The sequence below is a fragment of the Pseudorhodobacter wandonensis genome, from assembly GCF_001202035.1.
GTDB classification, from domain to species: Bacteria; Pseudomonadota; Alphaproteobacteria; order Rhodobacterales; family Rhodobacteraceae; genus Pseudorhodobacter; species Pseudorhodobacter wandonensis.
Genome location: NZ_LGHT01000038.1, coordinates 52,412 through 71,788 on the forward strand (window position 1 = coordinate 52,412; position 19,377 = coordinate 71,788).

21 protein-coding genes are annotated in these 19,377 nt (G+C 58.5%); 8 read left to right on the forward strand and 13 right to left on the reverse strand.

The window, feature by feature from the left end; genetic code table 11:
• Nucleotides 1-6 precede the first annotated feature (6 nt).
• Together AKU79_RS12685 and AKU79_RS12690 are read left to right on the forward strand one after the other, a co-directional pair.
• Nucleotides 7-1,047 carry an ABC transporter permease gene (locus tag AKU79_RS12685; RefSeq protein ID WP_050523962.1) on the forward strand — a complete coding sequence of 347 codons (1,041 nt, stop codon included), beginning with the start codon at nucleotides 7-9 and terminating at the stop codon, nucleotides 1,045-1,047.
• 12 nt (nucleotides 1,048-1,059) lie between these two features.
• Nucleotides 1,060-2,112: a substrate-binding domain-containing protein gene (locus AKU79_RS12690; RefSeq protein WP_050523963.1), complete on the forward strand. Its 1,053-nt coding sequence runs from the start codon at nucleotides 1,060-1,062 to the stop codon at nucleotides 2,110-2,112.
• A 202-nt stretch (nucleotides 2,113-2,314) separates the two neighbouring features.
• Here the strand turns inward: AKU79_RS12690 and AKU79_RS12695 are convergent, their stop codons facing one another.
• Nucleotides 2,315-2,896 (reverse strand): DNA-3-methyladenine glycosylase I, encoded by a 582-nt coding sequence (locus AKU79_RS12695; RefSeq protein WP_050523997.1) that lies wholly within the window; start codon nucleotides 2,894-2,896, stop codon nucleotides 2,315-2,317.
• A gap of 135 nt (nucleotides 2,897-3,031) precedes the next feature.
• On the opposite strand from AKU79_RS12695, the gene AKU79_RS12700 reads away from it, so the two are divergent.
• The 3 genes from AKU79_RS12700 to phbB all read left to right on the forward strand — a co-directional run bounded on the left by AKU79_RS12700 (nucleotide 3,032) and on the right by phbB (nucleotide 5,999).
• A complete protein-coding gene (locus tag AKU79_RS12700) occupies nucleotides 3,032-3,862 on the forward strand; it encodes an EAL domain-containing protein (RefSeq protein ID WP_050523964.1) in 831 nt (276 codons plus the stop codon).
• Nucleotides 3,863-4,007: 145 nt separating this feature from the next.
• Nucleotides 4,008-5,183: an acetyl-CoA C-acetyltransferase gene (locus AKU79_RS12705; protein ID WP_050523965.1), complete on the forward strand. Its 1,176-nt coding sequence runs from the start codon at nucleotides 4,008-4,010 to the stop codon at nucleotides 5,181-5,183.
• A 93-nt stretch (nucleotides 5,184-5,276) separates the two neighbouring features.
• Complete coding sequence (gene phbB, locus AKU79_RS12710) at nucleotides 5,277-5,999, forward strand: acetoacetyl-CoA reductase (protein WP_050523966.1); 723 nt, start codon at nucleotides 5,277-5,279, stop codon at nucleotides 5,997-5,999.
• A gap of 211 nt (nucleotides 6,000-6,210) precedes the next feature.
• Here phbB and AKU79_RS18995 read toward each other — a convergent pair whose 3' ends face one another.
• From AKU79_RS18995 to AKU79_RS12720, 3 genes are all read right to left on the reverse strand, one after another.
• Nucleotides 6,211-6,375 (reverse strand): YdcH family protein, encoded by a 165-nt coding sequence (locus AKU79_RS18995; protein WP_082224036.1) that lies wholly within the window; start codon nucleotides 6,373-6,375, stop codon nucleotides 6,211-6,213.
• 100 nt (nucleotides 6,376-6,475) lie between these two features.
• Nucleotides 6,476-7,234, reverse strand: a complete 759-nt coding sequence (locus tag AKU79_RS12715) for a tRNA1(Val) (adenine(37)-N6)-methyltransferase (protein WP_050523967.1) — start codon at nucleotides 7,232-7,234, stop codon at nucleotides 6,476-6,478.
• A gap of 20 nt (nucleotides 7,235-7,254) precedes the next feature.
• Nucleotides 7,255-7,470: a putative signal transducing protein gene (locus tag AKU79_RS12720; protein ID WP_050523968.1), complete on the reverse strand. Its 216-nt coding sequence runs from the start codon at nucleotides 7,468-7,470 to the stop codon at nucleotides 7,255-7,257.
• Nucleotides 7,471-7,545: 75 nt separating this feature from the next.
• On the opposite strand from AKU79_RS12720, the gene AKU79_RS12725 reads away from it, so the two are divergent.
• Nucleotides 7,546-8,547, forward strand: a complete 1,002-nt coding sequence (locus AKU79_RS12725) for a polyprenyl synthetase family protein (RefSeq protein WP_050523969.1) — start codon at nucleotides 7,546-7,548, stop codon at nucleotides 8,545-8,547.
• Here the strand turns inward: AKU79_RS12725 and AKU79_RS12730 are convergent.
• The 3 genes from AKU79_RS12730 to AKU79_RS12740 form a co-directional block, all read right to left on the reverse strand.
• Nucleotides 8,523-9,362 (reverse strand): 4-(cytidine 5'-diphospho)-2-C-methyl-D-erythritol kinase, encoded by an 840-nt coding sequence (locus AKU79_RS12730; RefSeq protein WP_050523970.1) that lies wholly within the window; start codon nucleotides 9,360-9,362, stop codon nucleotides 8,523-8,525. The two genes, AKU79_RS12725 and AKU79_RS12730, sit on opposite strands and share 25 nt — an antisense overlap.
• Nucleotides 9,352-11,082, reverse strand: coding sequence for a tetratricopeptide repeat protein (locus AKU79_RS12735; protein WP_231580172.1), 1,731 nt, complete (start codon nucleotides 11,080-11,082; stop codon nucleotides 9,352-9,354). Before AKU79_RS12735 ends, AKU79_RS12730 begins: the two co-directional genes overlap by 11 nt.
• Nucleotides 11,083-11,193: 111 nt before the next feature.
• Entirely contained in the window at nucleotides 11,194-12,843 is a 1,650-nt protein-coding gene (locus AKU79_RS12740) for an electron transfer flavoprotein-ubiquinone oxidoreductase (RefSeq protein WP_050523971.1), read from the reverse strand.
• Nucleotides 12,844-13,139: 296 nt separating this feature from the next.
• On the opposite strand from AKU79_RS12740, the gene greA reads away from it, so the two are divergent.
• Together greA and AKU79_RS12750 are read left to right on the forward strand one after the other, a co-directional pair.
• Entirely contained in the window at nucleotides 13,140-13,610 is a 471-nt protein-coding gene (greA, locus tag AKU79_RS12745; protein ID WP_050523972.1) for a transcription elongation factor GreA, read from the forward strand.
• Nucleotides 13,611-13,661: 51 nt separating this feature from the next.
• Complete coding sequence (locus AKU79_RS12750) at nucleotides 13,662-14,669, forward strand: hypothetical protein (RefSeq protein WP_156209725.1); 1,008 nt, start codon at nucleotides 13,662-13,664, stop codon at nucleotides 14,667-14,669.
• Nucleotides 14,670-14,684: 15 nt separating this feature from the next.
• On the opposite strand, the gene AKU79_RS12755 is transcribed toward AKU79_RS12750, so the two are convergent.
• From AKU79_RS12755 to AKU79_RS12780, 6 genes are all read right to left on the reverse strand, one after another.
• Complete coding sequence (locus tag AKU79_RS12755; RefSeq protein WP_050523974.1) at nucleotides 14,685-15,269, reverse strand: GNAT family N-acetyltransferase; 585 nt, start codon at nucleotides 15,267-15,269, stop codon at nucleotides 14,685-14,687.
• Nucleotides 15,266-15,880 (reverse strand): hypothetical protein, encoded by a 615-nt coding sequence (locus AKU79_RS12760; protein ID WP_050523999.1) that lies wholly within the window; start codon nucleotides 15,878-15,880, stop codon nucleotides 15,266-15,268. The genes AKU79_RS12755 and AKU79_RS12760 overlap by 4 nt, the downstream gene beginning before the upstream one ends.
• A 49-nt stretch (nucleotides 15,881-15,929) precedes the next feature.
• A complete protein-coding gene (locus AKU79_RS12765; protein WP_050523975.1) occupies nucleotides 15,930-16,064 on the reverse strand; it encodes an aa3-type cytochrome c oxidase subunit IV in 135 nt (44 codons plus the stop codon).
• A gap of 96 nt (nucleotides 16,065-16,160) precedes the next feature.
• Nucleotides 16,161-16,625, reverse strand: coding sequence for a DUF6173 family protein (locus AKU79_RS12770; protein WP_050523976.1), 465 nt, complete (start codon nucleotides 16,623-16,625; stop codon nucleotides 16,161-16,163).
• Nucleotides 16,615-17,655 carry an MBL fold metallo-hydrolase gene (locus tag AKU79_RS12775; protein WP_050523977.1) on the reverse strand — a complete coding sequence of 347 codons (1,041 nt, stop codon included), beginning with the start codon at nucleotides 17,653-17,655 and terminating at the stop codon, nucleotides 16,615-16,617. Before AKU79_RS12775 ends, AKU79_RS12770 begins: the two co-directional genes overlap by 11 nt.
• Nucleotides 17,652-19,361 (reverse strand): acyl-CoA dehydrogenase, encoded by a 1,710-nt coding sequence (locus tag AKU79_RS12780; RefSeq protein WP_050523978.1) that lies wholly within the window; start codon nucleotides 19,359-19,361, stop codon nucleotides 17,652-17,654. The genes AKU79_RS12775 and AKU79_RS12780 overlap by 4 nt, the downstream gene beginning before the upstream one ends.
• Nucleotides 19,362-19,377 lie beyond the last annotated feature (16 nt).

Sequence of the window (19,377 nt, forward strand, 5' to 3'; positions counted from 1 at the left end):
ACGACAATGCAATCATTGAAATCAAACGCTTTGGAGCCCACCAAGGCAGAGCTGAAAGGCGCTGATCGGTTCACTCGGTTTTTACGGTTTTTGCCGGTTTATGGTTTGGTGATCCTGACAGGCGCGTTGATCGTGCTGTTCTCGATTTTATTGCCCAACACCTTTCCGACAATGCTGAACCTGCGCGCCATTGTGTCTGACAAGGCGATTATCGCCTTGCTGTCGCTGGGGGCTATGATCCCTATGGCAGCTGGGCGGATAGACCTGACGGTGGGCTATGGCATCGTGCTTTGGCATATCCTTGCCATTTCGTTGCAAACCATGATGGGCGTGCCATGGCCGCTTGCTGTGGTGATTGTGCTTTGCCTTGGCGTGTTTACCGGCCTTTTGAATGGTTGGCTCGTCGAAGTTGCGCAGATCGACAGCTTTATTGCGACACTGGGAACCGGCACTGTGCTTTATGCGCTTGCGCTTTGGCACACTGGCGGGCGGCAAATGGTCGGCCTGTTGCCCGATGGTTTTCTGGCCATCAACGGCACCTTTGTTTTCGGCCTGCCGATTACCGGATTCTATCTAATCGCGATTACCGTCATCATGTGGGTCGTGCTCGAATACACGCCGATTGGCCGCTATCTTTACGCCATCGGCGCGAACCAGAAAGCGGCGCAGCTGAACGGCATTCCGACACGGAAATTCGTCATTGGCGCCTTTATGTCTTCGGGCTTTCTGACCGCCTTGGCCGGCGTCATCCTTGCATCGAAACTTCGGATTGGTCAGGCCAGCGTCGGGTTGGAGTTTCTGCTGCCGGCGCTTGTCGGGGCGTTTCTGGGCTCAACCACGATCAAACCGGGGCGGGTTAACGTTTGGGGCACGATTATTGGCGTGGCAATTCTGGCCGTCGGGATTTCGGGCATCCAGCAATTCGGGGGCTCTTTCTGGGTCGAGCCACTCTTTAACGGGGTCACCCTGCTGATCGCAATCGGCATCGCCGGTTATGCGCAACGGCGCAAGGGTGCCGATAAGAAAAGACCAAAAGCAAAAGCATAATGGGAGGAAACCATGCTGAAGCGTACACTGATCAAAACGATGCTGGCGACAACAGTGCTGGCCGGACTGGGAATGACGGCGGCATTTGCCGAGACAGCCTTTGATGGGCCAACCACTGGGCCGGTCGCGGCCGAGGGCAAATCCATTGTGGTGCTTGCCGCCGACCTGAAAAATGGCGGTATCCTTGGTGTGACCAACGGCGTCGAGGAAGCCGCGGCCAAGATCGGCTGGCAGGTTCGGGTACTGGATGGCGCGGGTTCGGTGCAGGGCCGCACCGCAGCCATTGGTCAGGCCTTGGCGCTTAAGCCCGATGGTATCATCATCAACGGCTTTGACGCGACCGAGCAGCAAGCCGCCCTTGAAGGCGTTGCCGCAGCAAAAATTCCGATGGTGTCTTGGCATTCCGGGCCAAAGATCGGTTGTGACGCGCCGGGTGGTATTTTTGCAAACGTCTCGACTGACGCAATGCAGGTCTCGGAAGTGGCTGCAAAATGGGCGCTGGAAGACGGCGCAGGCAAGCCGGGCGTCGTGATTTTCACCGACTCGACCTATCAGATCGCCATCGACAAAGCTGACCGGATCAAAGCCACAATCGAGGCAGGGGGCGGCACTGTTCTGGAATACGTCGATACTCCAATCGCGGAAACCTCGACCCGCATGGGCCCGCTGACCACCAACCTGTTGCAAAAGTATGGCGCAAGCTGGACCCATGCTTTGGCGATCAATGACCTGTATTTCGACTTCATGGGCCCGGCCCTTGCTGCGGCTGGTATCGCAGGTGACGGCGCGCCATTGGCAGGTTCTGCAGGCGATGGTTCCGAGGCCGCATTCCAGCGCATCCGCGGCGGTCAATATCAGGCGATTACGGTGGCCGAGCCTTTGAACCTACAAGGCTGGCAGCTTGTGGATGAGCTGAACCGCGCTGTCTCGGGTGCTGCCTGCTCGGGCTATGTCACGGCGCCGGCTTTGGTAACCAAAGAGGGTCTGGCCAAAATGGGCGACAGCAACGCATTCGACCCTGACTCGCCTTACCGTGAATCCTACGCCGCTATTTGGGGCAAGTAACAAAGCCAATTCCATGGGCGCCGCGACGTCTTGCGGCGCTCATGGCACCATTCAAGTGATGCGCCATGGCAGATGACCCAGATCGCGCATCGCGCTGGGCAAAGCCGGTGTGGTGCAACCTTGGCCTTGCGTGCGCGTTCGGCAAAACTGGGCTGCAGTGCCCAAAGCGACTTGCCAATGAACAACAGCAAGCCCAACGTTACTAAACGGTCGGGCGTTGCGCCATTCGCGCCACCTTTGCATGGCACGGGCAGCCCGTCATATGGTCGTTCACCATTCCCGTGGCCTGCATGAAGGCATAGACGATGGTGGGCCCGCAAAACGTAAAACCGGCCTTTTTCAGATCCTTTGAAATCCGGGTTGAAAGCGGTGTAAAGCCCGGCACATCGGCCATAGTCTGCATTTGGTTTTGCAGGGGCGCACCATCGACATAGGCCCAAAGCCAATTCGAAAACCCTACATCGTTTTCAATTTTCAAATAGGCTCGCGCCGATTTTATGGTGCCTTCAATCTTGCCGCGATGCCGCACGATACCGGGGTTTGCAAGCAGGCGAAGCACGTCTTCCTCGCCCCATTCAGCAATGATTTCAGGGCGAAACCCCGCAAACGCCTCGCGAAACGCCTCGCGTTTCTTAAGGATCGTAATCCAGGATAACCCCGCCTGAAAGCCATCCAGGATCAGCTTTTCCCAGAGCGCTCGGCTGTCCCATTCGGGCACTCCCCATTCGGTGTCATGGTAGGCGATATACATCGGGTCGGTGCCGGGCCAGGTGCAGGTCGTCATCAAATTGCTTTCTGTCATGGACGCAAAAGTGCCTAAAATTGGAACATACTGGGAAACTTTACCAGTCCTTTACGTCGATTGGCGCAAGATAGTGCAACGGTTAGGGGGCGTCCCCATCAATCGCAGGGGCAAAATATGGTATTTCTTAATCGGATTGAGCGACAAATGGGGGATGAAAGCCCCTTGTCGGCGGTTATCAAAGCGCGTGACGGCGAAACAATCGCAATGGTGCGGCAAGCGATTCAAGAAAGGCGCATGCGGCTTGCCTATCAGCCGGTGGTCGTAGGGGTAGACCCGTCAAGGATCGCTTTCCATGAAGGGCTGATGCGGGTGATAGACCCGATGGGGCGGGTGATTCCGGCAAAGGACTTTATCGATGCAATCGAAACAGATGAACTGGGCCGCCAGATTGATTGCTTGGCATTGGACATAGGCCTAACCACCTTGGCGCGCTTTCCGCAGGTGCGTGTTTCGATCAATATGTCGGCACGGTCCGTCGGCTATCCGCGTTGGATGAAAATACTGCGCAAAGGGCTGGCAACGGACAAAACAATCGCAGAACGGCTGATTCTTGAAATCACGGAAAGCTCGGCCATGATGGTGCCAGAGCTGGTGATCGCATTTATGGATGACCTGCAGGCACAAGGCGTCTCTTTCGCGCTCGATGATTTCGGGGCAGGCAACACCGCCTTTCGCTACTTCCGGGATTTCCTGTTTGATGTGGTCAAGATTGACGGGCAATTCATCCGCAACATTGATCGCGACCCCGATAATCAGGCGCTGACGCGTGCACTGATGTCGATCGGGCAGCATTTTGACATGCTGACGGTCGCAGAATCTGTGGAAACACAGCAAGAGGCCGAGTGGTTGCAGGCCATAGGCATCGATTGCATGCAGGGCTATGCCTTTGGCGCGCCGACATTTCGCCCTTCTTGGGTCGAAAACCGCAAGCCCCCCCCCCCCTGATCCCTTCCGCTGCGTCAATTCTACTGCAACTAACCGTGCCGATATCCTTGATTTTTGTCTGGGCTGGTCTTAGCCATTAAACAGAGCGGATCGGGTGACCCTTTCCGCATTGCGGCGCTCTGCCGACTTTAGGGAAGGACCAACCATGACCAATGTTGTAATTGTTTCAGCGGCGCGAACAGCCGTCGGCAGCTTTAACGGTGCATTTGCGAATACGCCGGCACATGAACTGGGGGCGGCAGCAATCGCGGAAGTTGTTGCGCGCGCTGGTGTTGACAAGGCTGAAGTAGAAGAAACGATTCTCGGGCAGGTGTTGACAGCAGGGCAGGGCCAAAACCCGGCGCGTCAGGCGCATATTCTGGCTGGTTTGCCGCAGGAAAGCAGCGCTTGGTCACTGAATCAGGTGTGTGGTTCGGGTCTGCGCGCGGTTGCTTTGGGCGCGCAACATGTACTGTTGGGCGATGCCGCAATCGTGGTTGCCGGTGGTCAGGAAAACATGTCGTTGTCGCCCCATGTTGCGCATTTGCGCGCGGGCACAAAAATGGGCGACATGAAGATGATCGACAGCATGATCAAAGATGGCCTTTGGGATGCGTTTAACGGCTATCACATGGGTCAAACCGCTGAAAACGTTGCGGAAAAATGGCAAATCAGCCGCGAGATGCAAGACGCTTTCGCCGTGGCCAGCCAGAACAAGGCCGAAGCCGCACAAAAGGCCGGCAAGTTCGCGGATGAGATTTTTACCTTTACCATCAAAACCCGCAAGGGTGACGTTAATGTCAGTGCGGATGAATATATCCGTCACGGTGCAACGCTTGAATCAATGCAAAAGCTGCGCCCTGCCTTTACCAAAGACGGTACTGTCACAGCGGCAAACGCTTCGGGCCTGAACGATGGCGCGGCAGCTGTTTTGCTGATGTCCGAGGCCGAAGCCGCCAAGCGCGGTTTGACCCCGCTGGCGCGCATCGCGTCTTATTCGACAGCAGGCTTGGACCCGGCAGTCATGGGCGTCGGCCCTATTTACGCCAGCCGCAAAGCACTGGCCAAAGCCGGCTGGAACGCCGCAGACCTTGATTTGGTCGAAGCGAACGAGGCGTTTGCCGCCCAAGCCTGCGCCGTGAACAAAGATATGGGTTGGAATCCGGATGTGGTGAACGTGAACGGTGGCGCGATTGCGATTGGTCACCCAATCGGCGCCTCGGGTGCGCGTATCCTTAACACTTTGCTGTTCGAAATGAAGCGCCGCGACGCCAAGAAAGGCCTTGCAACATTGTGCATCGGCGGCGGTATGGGCGTGGCCATGTGCCTTGAGCGCCCATAATCTCCTTTGCTGAAAATTGTGGGCGCAATAATATTGCGTCCACGCGTTCCCTTCGATAATAGTATTTCAAAGCAATCTCGTGGAGGAGAAGTTATGTCTAAAGTCGCCCTGGTCACCGGAGGGTCGCGCGGGATTGGCGCAGCCATTGCAGTAGCGTTGAAAAGCGCAGGCTATACCGTTGCAGCAAACTATGCCGGCAACGACGAAGCGGCCGCCAAATTCACCGCCGAAACCGGGATCAAGACCTATAAGTGGAACGTTGCGGATTACGACGCCTCCAAGGCCGGCATTGCACAGGTAGAGGCCGATCTTGGCCCCATCGAAATCGTGATCGCCAACGCAGGCATCACCCGCGACGCCCCGTTCCACAAAATGACGCCCGAGCAGTGGCATCAGGTAATCGACACCAACCTAACCGGTGTTTTCAACACCGTTCACCCGATTTGGCCGGGTATGCGTGAGCGTAAATTTGGTCGCGTGGTTGTGATTTCCTCGATCAACGGCCAAAAAGGCCAGTTTGCCCAAGTAAACTATGCGGCAACCAAGGCGGGCGATCTGGGCATCGTGAAAAGCCTTGCCCAAGAAGGTGCACGCGCGGGCATCACTGCAAACGCAATCTGCCCTGGCTATATCGCTACAGAAATGGTGATGGCTGTTCCGGAAAAGGTCCGCGAATCGATCATCGCCGGTATTCCAGCGGGCCGTTTGGGCGAACCCGAAGAAATCGCGCGTTGCGTGGTCTTCCTCGTTTCCGATGACGCGGGCTTTATCAACGGCTCGACGATCAGCGCAAACGGCGCACAATTCTTCGTCTGATAGCACGAAACGTATTAACAAAGGGGCTGGCATCAAGCTGGCCCCTTTTCTATTTCATCTTGGCCTAAATACCTAAAACAGCGTGAAACATAAATCGCCTTTTGCGCACTAAGATGGGCCGGTCAGCAACACTGCATACACGGCGCTGGTCGTTTTTCAGACGCGCGGGTGCGGCACTGGCGTCATGCGCCAGCGCCGGGCGTGATACCCGTTACTGGGTCAGGCGCGAAATCTCTTCCTTGAGCTTGAGTTTCTGTTTTTTAAGGTCAGCAACCTTAAGATGGTCGGCACCGGGGCTACGCTCGGCTTTTTCCACGATGGATGAAAGGTTCTCATGCTTGCGGCGCAGTTCCTGTAGGTGCGAAGCGACAGTCATTCATTTCCTCCTAAACTCGGTTTACGTAACACCAGTGCAACACACCTTTTGAGTCGTGTCACGAAAAACCGGACGGGGTCGGCCAAGCTTTGCCTAAAATTCATGTGAGCAGGTGGTCCAAGCCCTCTCCGCGCCGAAAAACAGCCTCGGCCTGGGGCGAGTGGTCGTCGCGGTCGCCGGTATGTTCGGGGCCATCATGCAAGATCAGCGGGGCCAGCAACCGCATGTCGCCGCGTCCGCCTTTGCGGGTGCGAATAACCACGCGTCCGGCTTCACGCCCCACCCGCGCGGCGATCGGTAAAATTGAAATTGATCCCATGCTACTGCCCAATCCGGCCAGCGTATCGCCCAATCTGTCGGCCCGCACGATCACCGTCAACCAGCCCAAAGGCGCCACCCGCCGTTTGGCCGCATCAATCCATTCCCGAATGGAAACCGCCTCGCGCATCGCCAAATCACGGCCAGAATCGGCAGCCGGAGTGCCTAATGGCAGATAATAGGGCGGGTTGGTGATAACATGATCAAAATCGCGCCGCAGCGGTTTGGGCATATCCAGCACCGACCCTTCGATAACCACAAGGTCCAGCTTGGCCCGGGCGGCATTGCGACGGGCCAGTTCGGCATAGGCCGGTTGCAATTCCAGCCCTGTCAGCGCCAGCCCTGCCACCCGCGCCCCAAGGCAAAGTGACGCAGCCCCCGCCCCACAGCCCAGATCAAGCACCGACTGTCCCGGCTTGGCAGGGCAGCAGGCGGCCAGCAACACCGGGTCGGTTGCCGCGCGATACCCGCGTTTGGGTTGCCATAACTGCACGCGCCCGCCCAAAAAGGCATCATCCGTCAATGCATCGTCTGGGAACATAAAACCCCATATTTGTTGGCCTATTGGCCGGTCGGAATATTATTGTCTTTCAAAATAGCCCGCGCAAGGAACAGATCGCGGTCCGCCACCATTAGTCTTCGCGGTAAAATTCCCATAGAACCGTCAAGCACGCTCATATGGACGTCAAACTCAAACGGCTTTATACCTTCGCCCAGCAAGAGAGCTGTGGCCCAAGGAATGACCGTCGGATCAGTGGTGCGCAAAAGTTCTTTCATAACCAAGACATAATCATTAGGCCTTGGTCTGTCGAGGTTGCTGATATACCTGTGATACGGGATTGAGACTGGGGAATGACTATGGATCGTGAAATCGCAAAGCCGCAGGACCGGTTGGCCCAATGGCTGGCCGCAGATATGGCAGCGGTGAATGACCTGATTCGCACGCGCATGGCATCAGAACACGCGCCGCGCATCCCCGAGGTAACAGCCCATCTGGTCGAGGCAGGGGGCAAGCGCCTGCGCCCCTTGCTGACATTGGCTGCCGCGCGGATGTGTGGCTATGACGGGCCATTCCATGTGCATCTGGCAGCAACGGTTGAATTTATTCACACTGCAACCTTGCTGCATGATGATGTCGTTGATCAAAGCGAACGCCGCCGCGGCCGCCCCACAGCCAACCAGTTGTGGGATAACAAAACATCGGTTCTGGTCGGCGATTATCTGTTTTCGCGCAGCTTTCAGTTGATGGTCGAAACCGGCTCGTTGCGGGTGTTGGATATTCTCGCCAATGCGTCGGCCACGATTGCCGAGGGCGAGGTGCTGCAACTGACCGCCGCACAGGATCTGGCAACAACCGAGGCGATCTATTTGCAAGTGGTGCGTGGTAAAACCGCCGCCTTGTTTTCTGCCGCAACCGAGGTGGGTGGCGTGATCGCAGGCGCGCCCGAAGATCAGGTCAAGGCGCTCTATGCCTATGGCGATGCTTTGGGCATAGCGTTTCAGATTGTGGATGATTTGCTGGATTACGGCGGTACGGCGCAGGTCATTGGCAAAAACCCCGGCGATGATTTCCGCGAACGTAAACTTACCTTGCCGGTCATTAAGGCCGTAGCACAGGCAAACGCCGAAGAACGTGCCTTTTGGCAGCGCACCATCGGCAAAGGCGACCAGCAAGAGGGCGATCTGGAACAGGCGATGACCATCATGGCCCGCCACGATGCGATGGATGCCGCCCGCCGTGACGCGCTGGATTGGGCCGCCAAGGCCCGCGATGCCTTGGGTGTTTTGCCCGACCACGCTTTGCGCGCGATGCTGGGTGATCTGGCCGATTACGTGGTGTCGCGAATCAACTGACCGGCAGCAACCCACCAGTCAGGGCGCTGTTGCGAAATGGCGCTCGCCGCCTGTTCGGCCTGACCGGGGGCGCATACCCCGAAACAGGTGGCGCCCGACCCGGACATACCCGCAAACAAACAGCCAGAGGCCCGCAAAAGGCCCAGCGTCTCCGTAATCTCCGGCGCAATACTGGCCGCAGGGGCCTGCAAGTCATTGCGCTGCGCTGCCAACCATTCGCAAAACGCTGCCGCATCGGGCCAAGCTGGCAGATTTTCGGGCATCGCAGGGTTGGTTTTCTGCGCTAACGCTTTGAACACCTGCGGCGTCGGTACGCCAACACCAGCGTTTACCAACACAATTTCCAGCGCGGGCAGGGGGGAGAGCGGTGAAATATCCTCGCCAATCCCGCGCATCCGTACAGCGCGGCTGGCAAGGCATACCGGCACATCCGCCCCCAGCCCCGCAACTTTGGCCATGTCGGGCAGGTCCACCCCCCACAGCCGCGCCAGTGCCCGCAAGGCCGCCGCCGCATCGGCAGATCCGCCACCAATCCCCGACGCAACCGGCAGGTTTTTCGTCAAACGAATGGCCGCCCCATGGCCCTGGGCCAACAATCGCGCGGCCCGCAGCACAAGGTTGTCAGCCTCGGCCGCCAATCCCGCCGCAAAAGGGCCGCAGATTTCCAAGCTCAGATCATCCGCAGGCTCTGCGCAGATTTCGTCGTAAATCCCTGCAAACACAACCAAACTGTCCAGCAAATGATAGCCGTCATCGCGCTGGCCCGTCACATGCAGCGTCAGGTTTACCTTGGCATAGGCCCGCTCAGTTACCATTCTTCACGTCTGTCAGCGGCTTGGCGCCTTCCTCGGCCAATACAGCATCAAGCCCGATCTCCAGCTTGCGCCGGATGCGGGTCGCCAGTTCGTCCTCGGGGTCAAAAGACAACGCGCGCCGCCACTGGAATTTTGCCTCCAGCTTGCGGCCCACGGCCCAATAAACATCACCCAAATGGTCGGTCACGGTTGCATCGACAGGTTCCAGCAATGACGCCTTTTCCATCGGCACAACGGCATCGGTATAGCGGCCGGCCAGAAAATAACCCCAGGCAAGGCTGTCAATAATATAGCCGCTTTCGGGGCGTTGGGCCACGGCGCGCTCAATCATCGACAGCGCCTCATCGTAATTCTCGCCACGCTCCAGATAGCTATAGCCAAGATAGTTCAGAACCTGTGGCTGATCGGGTGCCAGTTCCAGCGCCTTGCGAAAATCGGCTTCGGCAGGCTCCCACAGCTTTTGCCGTTCCAACGCAATCGCGCGGCTGTAATAGACCGACCAGTACCCCGCAGGCACTGGTTGTGGCACATTCGCAAGCACTGCGTCATAGGCTGTTGCGGCCTCGGCCCAGCGTTCCTCGCCGCGCAGCATATCGGCCAGGGCCAATCGGATCGGCGTTTGTTCGGGGTTGGCAGCCGCTTGCGTTTTCAGCACCTCAAGCGCCGCATCCAACTGGCCTGCACCTTGCAACGCACGGGCGCGCCCGATCTCGGCAGCAAAAAAGCCACCATCCGCAGGCGGCATCGTTGAATAGATCTCGGTTGCAAGATCATATTGCTTCAGGTTTTCCAGCAAGGCACCGGTCAACAAAATCGCTTCAGAGTGATCGGGGCGCAAATACAGTGCGGCGCGGGTGTATTGCAGGGTAAAGGCGTCATCCGCCTCGCCATTCAACGCCAGTGCAAGCGAGAAGAACACTTCGGCCACGCCATCCGCCGGGTTGCGCACAATGTCAAAAGGCACCGGTTCGCCTGCCTCTAGCCGCGCGCGCAGGCTGGTGATCGCGGGGTCTGTGTCGCCCGCAAAGGCCTGATCTAACAGCGCAATCGCCTCGGGGTTCCGCTCCAGCTGGCTTAGAATCTGAATGCGCGCCATTGTGCCGCGCCGCAGCGATGCAATGGCACCGGCGGCGTCGCCCGTCATGATCGCCTCGGCCCCTTCGAAATCCCCTGCCGAGGCAAGGGCCAAAGCCTTGTGAAACATCGCAAAACCGTTCAGCCCGTCGGTTTTGCCCAAGGCGTCAAAGGCGTCCAGCGCATCAGACATCTGGCCTTTGCCCAACTCGGCCCAGGCGTTTATCAACCCGTCCAGCAGGCTTGCACCTGTCCGCGCCAGCTCGGGCTTGACTTGCAGGGCCGCAAAATCGCCGCGCTTGGCCTCATCGGCGATCAGCACAATCTCGGCCGAAGGCGATTTCATACCGGTCGCCTTCAGCTTGGTCGCCACAGCGATTGCGGCGTCAAAATTCCCTGCCCCCGCCTGTGCCAGAACGGTGCCTTCCATCAGCGACAGATCACCGGGTGCCGCCAGCAAGGCGCGGGTAAACCAATACGCCGCCTCGCGAAAATCATTGTCCGTGCCTGCCACTCGCGCCGCAAGATAGGCGCCGCTGTCAATCGGCTCGGCTATTGGTGTTTCCGCAGCGGTTTGGGCGTATAAGGCGGGGGCCTGCGCCCAAAGTACCAGCATCGTGGCGGCGATTACGGGGCGAAACTGCATAGGCGGGCTCCAATTCTTTGGCTCAAGCTAAGGCGCTGCGGCAGGCAAGGCAATGCACAACAAAGACGAAAGGCGGGGATTGGCCCCCGCCTCGCGCAAATGTTAACCCGATTACATATTTGGATAATTCGGCCCATCACCGCCCTGCGGCGTTGTCCAGTTGATGTTTTGGCTCGGGTCTTTGATATCGCAGGTCTTGCAATGCACGCAGTTCTGAAAGTTGATGACAAAGCGCGGGTCTTTGCCCTCTTCGGCCACCACTTCGTAAACCCCTGCCGGGCAATAGCGCTGCGCAGGCTCGGCATATACGGGCAGGTTAACCGTGATCGGAATCGACGCATCTTTCAGCTTCAGATGCGCGGGCTGGCCTTCCTCATGGTTGGTAAAGGAAAACGCCACGTTGGTCAGCCGGTCAAACGACAGCACGCCATCGGGGCGCGGGTAGGCGATTGGCGCGAAATCCGCCGCCTTGCCGGTTGCCGCCGCATCGGTCTTGCCGTGGCTTAGCGTGCCAAACAGCGAAAAGCCAAGCGTGTTGGTCCACATATCCAGCCCGCCACCCATCAGCGACGCAACAAGCCCGTACTTTGACCACAAGGGTTTGACGTTGCGCACTTTTTTCAAATCCGCCCCAATCGCGCCGCTGCGCACGCTGGTCTCATAATCGGTCAGCTCATCAGCACTGCGCCCTGCACCGATCGCCGCAAAGGCCGCCTCGGCCGCGGCTTTACCCGATAGCATGGCGTTGTGGTTGCCCTTGATGCGCGGCACGTTGACCATACCGACCGAGCAACCCAACAGCGCCACACCCGGCGCCACCATTTTCGGCATCGACTGATAGCCGCCCTCGGAAATCGCGCGCGCGCCATATGCCACACGTTTTCCGCCCTTTAGCAGCTCGGCCACCATCGGGTGATGCTTGAACCGCTGGAATTCCATGTAAGGGTACAGATGCGGGTTCTGATAGTTCAGGTGAACCACAAACCCGACATAAACCTGATTGTTTTCGATATGATAGATAAACGATCCGCCGCCCGCATTGCTGCCCAAAGGCCAGCCCATCGTATGCGTCACAGTGCCCAATTTATGCTTTTCCGGGTCGATCTCCCAGATTTCCTTCATGCCAAGGCCGAATTTCTGCGGCTCTTTGCCCGCTGACAGGTCGTATTTTGCAATGACTTCCTTGGCGAGGCTGCCGCGCACGCCCTCGGACAGGAACACATATTTGCCGTGCAGCTCCATCCCCGGTTCATAGTTCGGGCCGGGGGTGCCATCGGCCGCAAGGCCCATTTCACCCGCCACAACGCCCTTTACCTCGCCCGCATCGCCGTAAACCAGCGCAGAACAGGACATGCCGGGGAAAATTTCTACGCCCAAACCTTCGGCATGCTCGGCCATCCAACGGCAAACATTGGCCATCGACACGATGTAATTGCCGTGGTTGTTCATCAATGGCGGCATCGGCCAATTGGGAATGCGCACGCTGCCGCCTTCGCCCAGCATGTAAAAGTTATCCGCGACCACCGGCGTTTTGATGGGCGAGCCCATGTTGCGCCAATCGGGCAGCAAAGCGTCAAGGCCCGATGGGTCCAGCACCGCGCCCGACAGAATATGCGCCCCAACCTCGGACCCTTTTTCCAGCACCACAACGTTCAGATCACTGTCCAACTGCTTTAGCCGGATCGCCGCCGACAGGCCCGCAGGCCCCGCGCCGACGATTACAACGTCAAATTCCATCGTTTCGCGCTCTGCTTCGGCCATGTGGCAGCTCCCTTGCTTCATTCGTGGCGCAAATCTGCGCGTAATCGACATATTCTTTCGCGTGTGGCTAGCGCAGCCACGGCGATATTTCAATGAAAACCACAGCCAAACCGATGCTGCAATGGTCCAAAACGCCCGCAACGTGGCGTAGCGGTGACGCAATAGGCAAGGCAGCGCGCAGATGCGGCATTCTGCTTGCATTTGCCGCGTGGCTGCTATTGGGTTAGTGGCAGCAAACCTGAACCAAGGTCATGGCCCGCAATGGCCGTGACTTTATTACTTTTACGTGTAGGCCTATGGAAAAAATTCCGATGACACGCGCGGGCTTTACCGCGTTAGACGAAGAACTGAAGCAGTTGAAATCGGTTGATCGCCCGGCGGTCATCCGCGCGATTGCCGAGGCGCGTGAGCATGGCGACTTGTCGGAAAACGCCGAGTATCACGCCGCCCGCGAAAAGCAGAGCTTTATCGAAGGCCGCGTAAAAGAGCTTGAGGCGATTATTTCGCTGGCCGATGTTATCGATTCCAGCAAATTTTCGGGCACAGTCAAGTTTGGCGCCAAGGTCACGCTGGTCGATGAAGACACCGACGAAGAGCGCACCTATCAGATTGTGGGTGAGCCAGAGGCAGATCTGGAACGTGGTTTGCTGAACATCAAATCGCCTCTCGCCCGTGCGCTGATCGGCAAGGACGAAGGCGATACCGTCGAGGTGAAAACCCCCGGCGGCCAGCGCAGCTATGAAGTGCTGTCTATCAAATACGTTTAAGTTGTTGTTTTTGGCCCCGAAACAGCGATACCCCAAGGCGAGACCCGACGCATGAGCACCCCAAAGGCCCCGAAACCGGTAATGCCGCCCGCGGATGGCAGCAAACCTGCCTTGCCCGAATTGGTCGCTTTTGCTTTGGCCATTGTCTGGGTCATTGCCATTGCGGCGCAGGTTTTCCTGTCGCCTGACCCGGTTTTTACCGGCCCCTTGGCGATGCTTATGCTGTTTTTGGTGGCCAGTTTGCCGCTGGCCTTGCTGTGGGGCGTGGTTACGACATCCCGCACCATCCGCGCCCTGCGGGATGAGGCAGAGCGCCTGCAAATCTCTGTTGATGCGATGCGGCAGGCCTATCTGGCAGGCCAGCAAGGCGGCGCTACCAGCCAGCCGCAGGTCGAAAAAAAGCTGGATGAAATCGTCGCCGCGCAGCGCAAAACCGAAACGACCTTGGCCATGTTCACCACGCGCCGCGATTCGACGCTGACCGAGCCTTCGGCCGACCGCAAAGCCGCGCTCAGCGTGCCGATCAAGCACAGCAATGATGAACAGCCGCTCTTGGCGCTTGGCACCCCTGCCGAGGATATGCGCGCACCGCTTTCGGTTGCCGATTTCGTCCGCGCCCTGCATTTCCCCGAAAGCCCCGAGGACAAAGCCGGTTTCCGTGCCTTGCGTCTGGCGCTCGAAGATCGCAAATCCTCGCGCCTGATCCGTGCCGCGCAGGATGTGCTGACGCTGTTAAGCCAAGAGGGCATCTATATGGATGACCTCAAGCCCGAGCGTTGCCGCCCCGAGGTATGGCGCCGCTTTGCCAGCGGTGAACGCGGCCGTGAAATTGCGCCACTGGGCGGGATACGCGATCGCTCTAGCCTGGCCCTTACTGCGTCACGGATGCGCGAAGACCCGATTTTCCGCGACGCCGCGCATCACTTTTTGCGCAGCTTCGATAAGACATTTGCCGAGTTTGAAAAGAATGCGACCGATTCCGAATTGGCCGATCTGGCCGAAACCCGCACCGCCCGCGCCTTTATGCTGCTGGGTCGTGTCACCGGTACATTCGACTAGGCAAACCATGAGGCGCTAAAGCGCCTTTACCATCGCGGTTGAGGTTTTAAACCCGAAAACAAAGCGCAACAGCCCCATCGATTCCGTCTGCAAAACGGTAAATCCCAGCCGTTCATATAACCGCTGCGCCCGCAGGTTCGACGTTACCACATCCAGCCGGATGCCCGTATAGCCCCGTGCCTTCGCCTCGGTGCAAATCGCCTCAAGCAGCAAGCTGCCAATCCCTTGCCCCCGTGCGTCCGCGGTCACGCAGATGCCATCCAGCAAGAAACGTTCGTTCTCAACACTCTGTTGCAGCAGGCCCAACAGCGCGGCCCGCCAGAACGCCCCAAACCTGCCATAGGCCTTGTGCAGATCGGCGTCACTGCCATTGGCAAAGCTGCCTTCAAAGGTTTTGAACCCCACCATGCCCAGCAATTTGCCCTGATCTGATAGCGCAATGATAACATGGTCGCGGCTAAGCGCGTTGCACAGAAACGCAATCGCTTTGGGCTCTGGACCCATCACCCGCCCCAGCTTGCCGCCAAACGCCTCCCAATACAGCGCCGCAGCCTGCGTGCGCAGACTGTCCGGCAAGCCGTGGTATAGCGTCACGGTCACTGCAGGCGCGGATCGCCCGCCTGCACCAGCAACACACCGTGATTGTTGTTCGTATCCGTATCGGTGAATTTGCGCGTCTTGACCCCCGGCAACTTGCCAAAAGCCTCCATCAGCTTTTTAGGGTAAAAGGTGCTTGGCATCGATTCAAAGCCCGGCACATCGCGCAAGACACCCGAGGTGGCAATCGTGCACTGTGCCTTGCCAACCGCCCCGTTCGCCATGGCGCGCCGCATCGCAATCTCGGCCACTTCGGGCGAAACAAGAATGGTTTGTTGAACAACATCATAGGTTTCGCGGGCATGGTAGTCGATGTAGAAATCTTCCATGATCGGCGACATGCCAAAATGCACGTCGTTGCGCTCGGCCAGCTTTGGGTGGTGCCAGGTGCCGGCCGGATCAAACATCACATTCTCGGAACCTTTGATCAGCAGACCCGAATGCTGGCCAGAGCCGTTGGCCACAGACAACACCGTGTACAGCGTAATCGAGGTCGGCCCCGTATTTACATACCGCGCTTTTGCCACATCAGCATCCGAGGCCCATTTGGATTCGGCCCCGCCACATGCTGCTAAAAACAAAATGGCAATAAAGCATAAATAAATACGGCGCATGTTTACCCCTTGGGCGTAAAACATACGCCGCTAATATTCCGGTTCCGGATTAGCCGTTGGCCAGTGCCATGAAAATCAGAACACCGATCGAAATCGCGGCACCCCAAGCCACCATGCGCAAGAAACCCTCAAAGGTTTTTTCCTGAACTTTAATGTCCATGCTACCGTGCTTGTGTTCGGCCATTGCGGCATCTCCCTAAGAATACAGTTATATTGCGGTTTAGCCCAATAATTTCCCGCTGTCACGGGGGGGCGGGGCAAAGGTGCGGCGGTATTGCAGCTAAACCTCACCCAAATCCTGGGCAAGGCGAAATCCGATGCGGCGGGCGGGTTCTTCGGGCGGCGTTTCCTTGGAAATCGCCCGCAAAACCACGTTCAACTGGGTCACATGTTGAATCAGCTGCATCTTGGCACCATCTTCATCGGCACCGTAAAAGGTCACGATGTCAGGGTCGAAAAAACCGACGCCTTCGATGCGCAAAACCCCGGCCGAGCTGCCGGTAAACCCCATTGCCACTTCGTGATTCTTGTCCAGCTGTTCTTCAAAGTTTTTCAGATACAGGATCAGCCGCTCATAGGCCCATTCGGCAGGGCTTTTCTGGCCCACCGGCTTTTTGGCAACGGCCTTGGGCAGGGGCAGTTGTTCGGCCGTGGCGGGCGCGTTTTCGTTACAATGCACCACACGTGCGCGGGGCAGGGCATGCGCCTCCATCGCTTCGGCTGCGGTCATAATGTCATCGATCATGCATCACCCATTTCCAGGCCCCATCTGCGCCCATGGTCCGGCAAACCTCGCCCTTATGCAAGAGGTGGTTCAGGTGGGCCACGGCCTCAACCAGCGCAAGGCCATAGGCCGAGCCTGTGATGTCGCGTTTGAACACGGGCAGAAAACACTCGGCAGCGGTATGTGGCGTGGCCAGATGCTTGCGCAAGCGGTCCAGCGCGCCGTGGTGGTTTTCGGCCATCTGGCGCAGGCGCAGGGGCAGGCCGGTAAAGGGTAGTTTATGACCGGGCAGGATAAGCTGCCCTTCCTGCGCAAATGCCTCAAAACGGGCGCAACTGGCCAGCCATTCTGCCAGCGGGTCGGCGTCGGGTTCGGTCGGGTACACCCCGATATTGGCCGAAATCGACGGCAAAAGCTGGTCGCCGCCCAGCACAAGGTTATCATCCAGCGACCAGAACGTCGCATGTTCCGGCGCGTGGCCATCGCCTGTGCGCACCGCCCATCGCCGCCCGCCCAGCGTGACCTCTTGCCCCTCTTGCACCCGCGTATAGCCCAGTGGCAAAGCCGTCACCACATCGGCAAAGTTGAACGGCCGTTCGGCCATACGGCCCGCCAGAATATCGGCAGGCATCCCCGCGCCGCGCCAGAACGCAACCTGCTCGGGCAGCGGTGCGGCCTGTTCATCCAAGATCAACATGCGGGCATAAAGCCAGCTGGTGCGGGTGGTCAGCAGCTCGGCCCCTTGCGCCTGAAACCAGCCTGCAAGGCCGATGTGGTCAGGGTGGAAATGCGTCACCACCACACGGCTTACCGGTTTGCCCGCCAATGGCCCCGCCAGCAGATCGGCCCAAAGCGCGCGGCCTTTCCGGCTGTCAAAACCGGTATCGACAACCGTCCAGCTATCGCCCTCATCCAGTGCAAAAATGTTCACATGGTCCAGCGCCATCGGCAGCGGCAACCGCATCCACAGCACACCGGGGGCCACCTCTATCGCGCGGCCGGCCTCTGGTGGGTCTTCATGCGGATAGCGGATGCCTGCGTGTTGTGTCACGCCAGCAAATCCTGATCCGACAGCGCATACAGCCCCGAGGCCCCTTCGCGTACCTGCGCCAGCAGCGCGGTATGTTCCGGCAACAGGCGTTTGATCGCGACCCGCGCAAGCGCTGTGCGCGGGCCATCCACGCCTTCGGCCATGGCGGCGCAAAGGTGGTAATGGCTGCCCAAGATCCGCGCAAAGGCCCGCAAATAGGGCACAGCGCCTGCGAAACGGTCGTTCATACCCTGTGCAAGCAATCCCTCGGTCGCCTCACGCAAGGATTCAGCCGCGTTCCAAACGGCGGTTGCCATATTGGGGTATTGCGCGCGCACGCCATGGGCGTTCTGCTCGATTTCCTCGATCAAGCGAAACGCCGCCTCGCCGTTATCCATCATTTTGCGGCCCACAAGGTCCATCGCCTGAATGCCGTTGGTGCCTTCATAAATCGCCGTCACCCGCACATCGCGGAAAAATTGCGCCGCACCGGTTTCCTCAATAAACCCCATGCCGCCATGCACCTGTATGCCCATATCGGCCACAGCCACGCCGGTATCGGTGCCAAAAGCCTTGGTGATCGGCGTCAACAGCGCGGCGCGCGCCGCCCAATCGGCCGACCCCGTGGCCCGCGCCATATCGGTGGCCACGGCACAAGACAGCGCAATCGCGCGGGCCGAAAACACCTCGGCCTTCATCGTGGCCAGCATCCGGCGCACATCGGCATGGTCGGAAATCGTGCCAACACCATTGGGCGTTTTGCCCTGCTTGCGGTCCAGCGCATAGGCCAGCGCATGCTGATACGCCCCTTCAGCCACCGATAGCCCCTGCACACCAACACCCAGCCGTGCGTTGTTCATCATCGTAAACATCGCCGCCATGCCCTTATGCGCCTCGCCAATCAACCAGCCCTTGGCGCCGTCATATTGCATCACCGCTGTGGGCGAGCCATGCAGCCCCATCTTATGCTCTAGGCTGACCACGTGCAGGCTGTTGCGGTCGCCCATCGTGCCATCGGCATTGGGGATAATCTTTGGCACCATGAACAGGCTGATGCCTTTGGTTCCCTCGGCACCATCGGGCAGGCGGGCCAGCACCAGATGGCAGACATTCTCGGTGAAATCATTGTCACCCCAGCTGATGAAAATCTTTTGCCCCGAAATCGCATAGGTTCCATCGCCATTCGGCACAGCTTTGGAACGCAATGCCCCCACATCACTGCCCGCCTGCGGCTCGGTCAGGTTCATCGTGCCGCACCATTCGCCCGAAATCAGCTTGGGGATATACATCGCTTTGATCTCATCGCTGGCATGATGCTCCAGCGCCTCAATCTGGCCTTGGGTCATCAGCGGGTTCAGCTGTAACGACAAACAGGCTGATCCCATCATCTCATTCACCGCAGTGGTCAGTGCCATCGGCAGGCCCATGCCACCAAATTCAGGGCTGGCCGCGATGCTGACCCAACCGCCCTCAACAATCGCGCGATAGCCTTCGGCATAGCCGGGCGAGGTACGCACAACCCCGTTTTCCAACCGCGCAGGGTGCAAATCACCCGCCCGCTGCAACGGCGCCAAAACGGTTTCGCACAGCCTGCCCGCCTCGGTCAAAATCGCGTCAACCGTGTCAGGCGTGGCATCGGCAAAAGTTTCGGTCGCGGCGACCTGATCAAACCCGACCACATTTTCAAACAAGTACTGAAAATCGGCAAGCGGGGCGCGGTAGGGCATGAAACTCTCCTCAGGC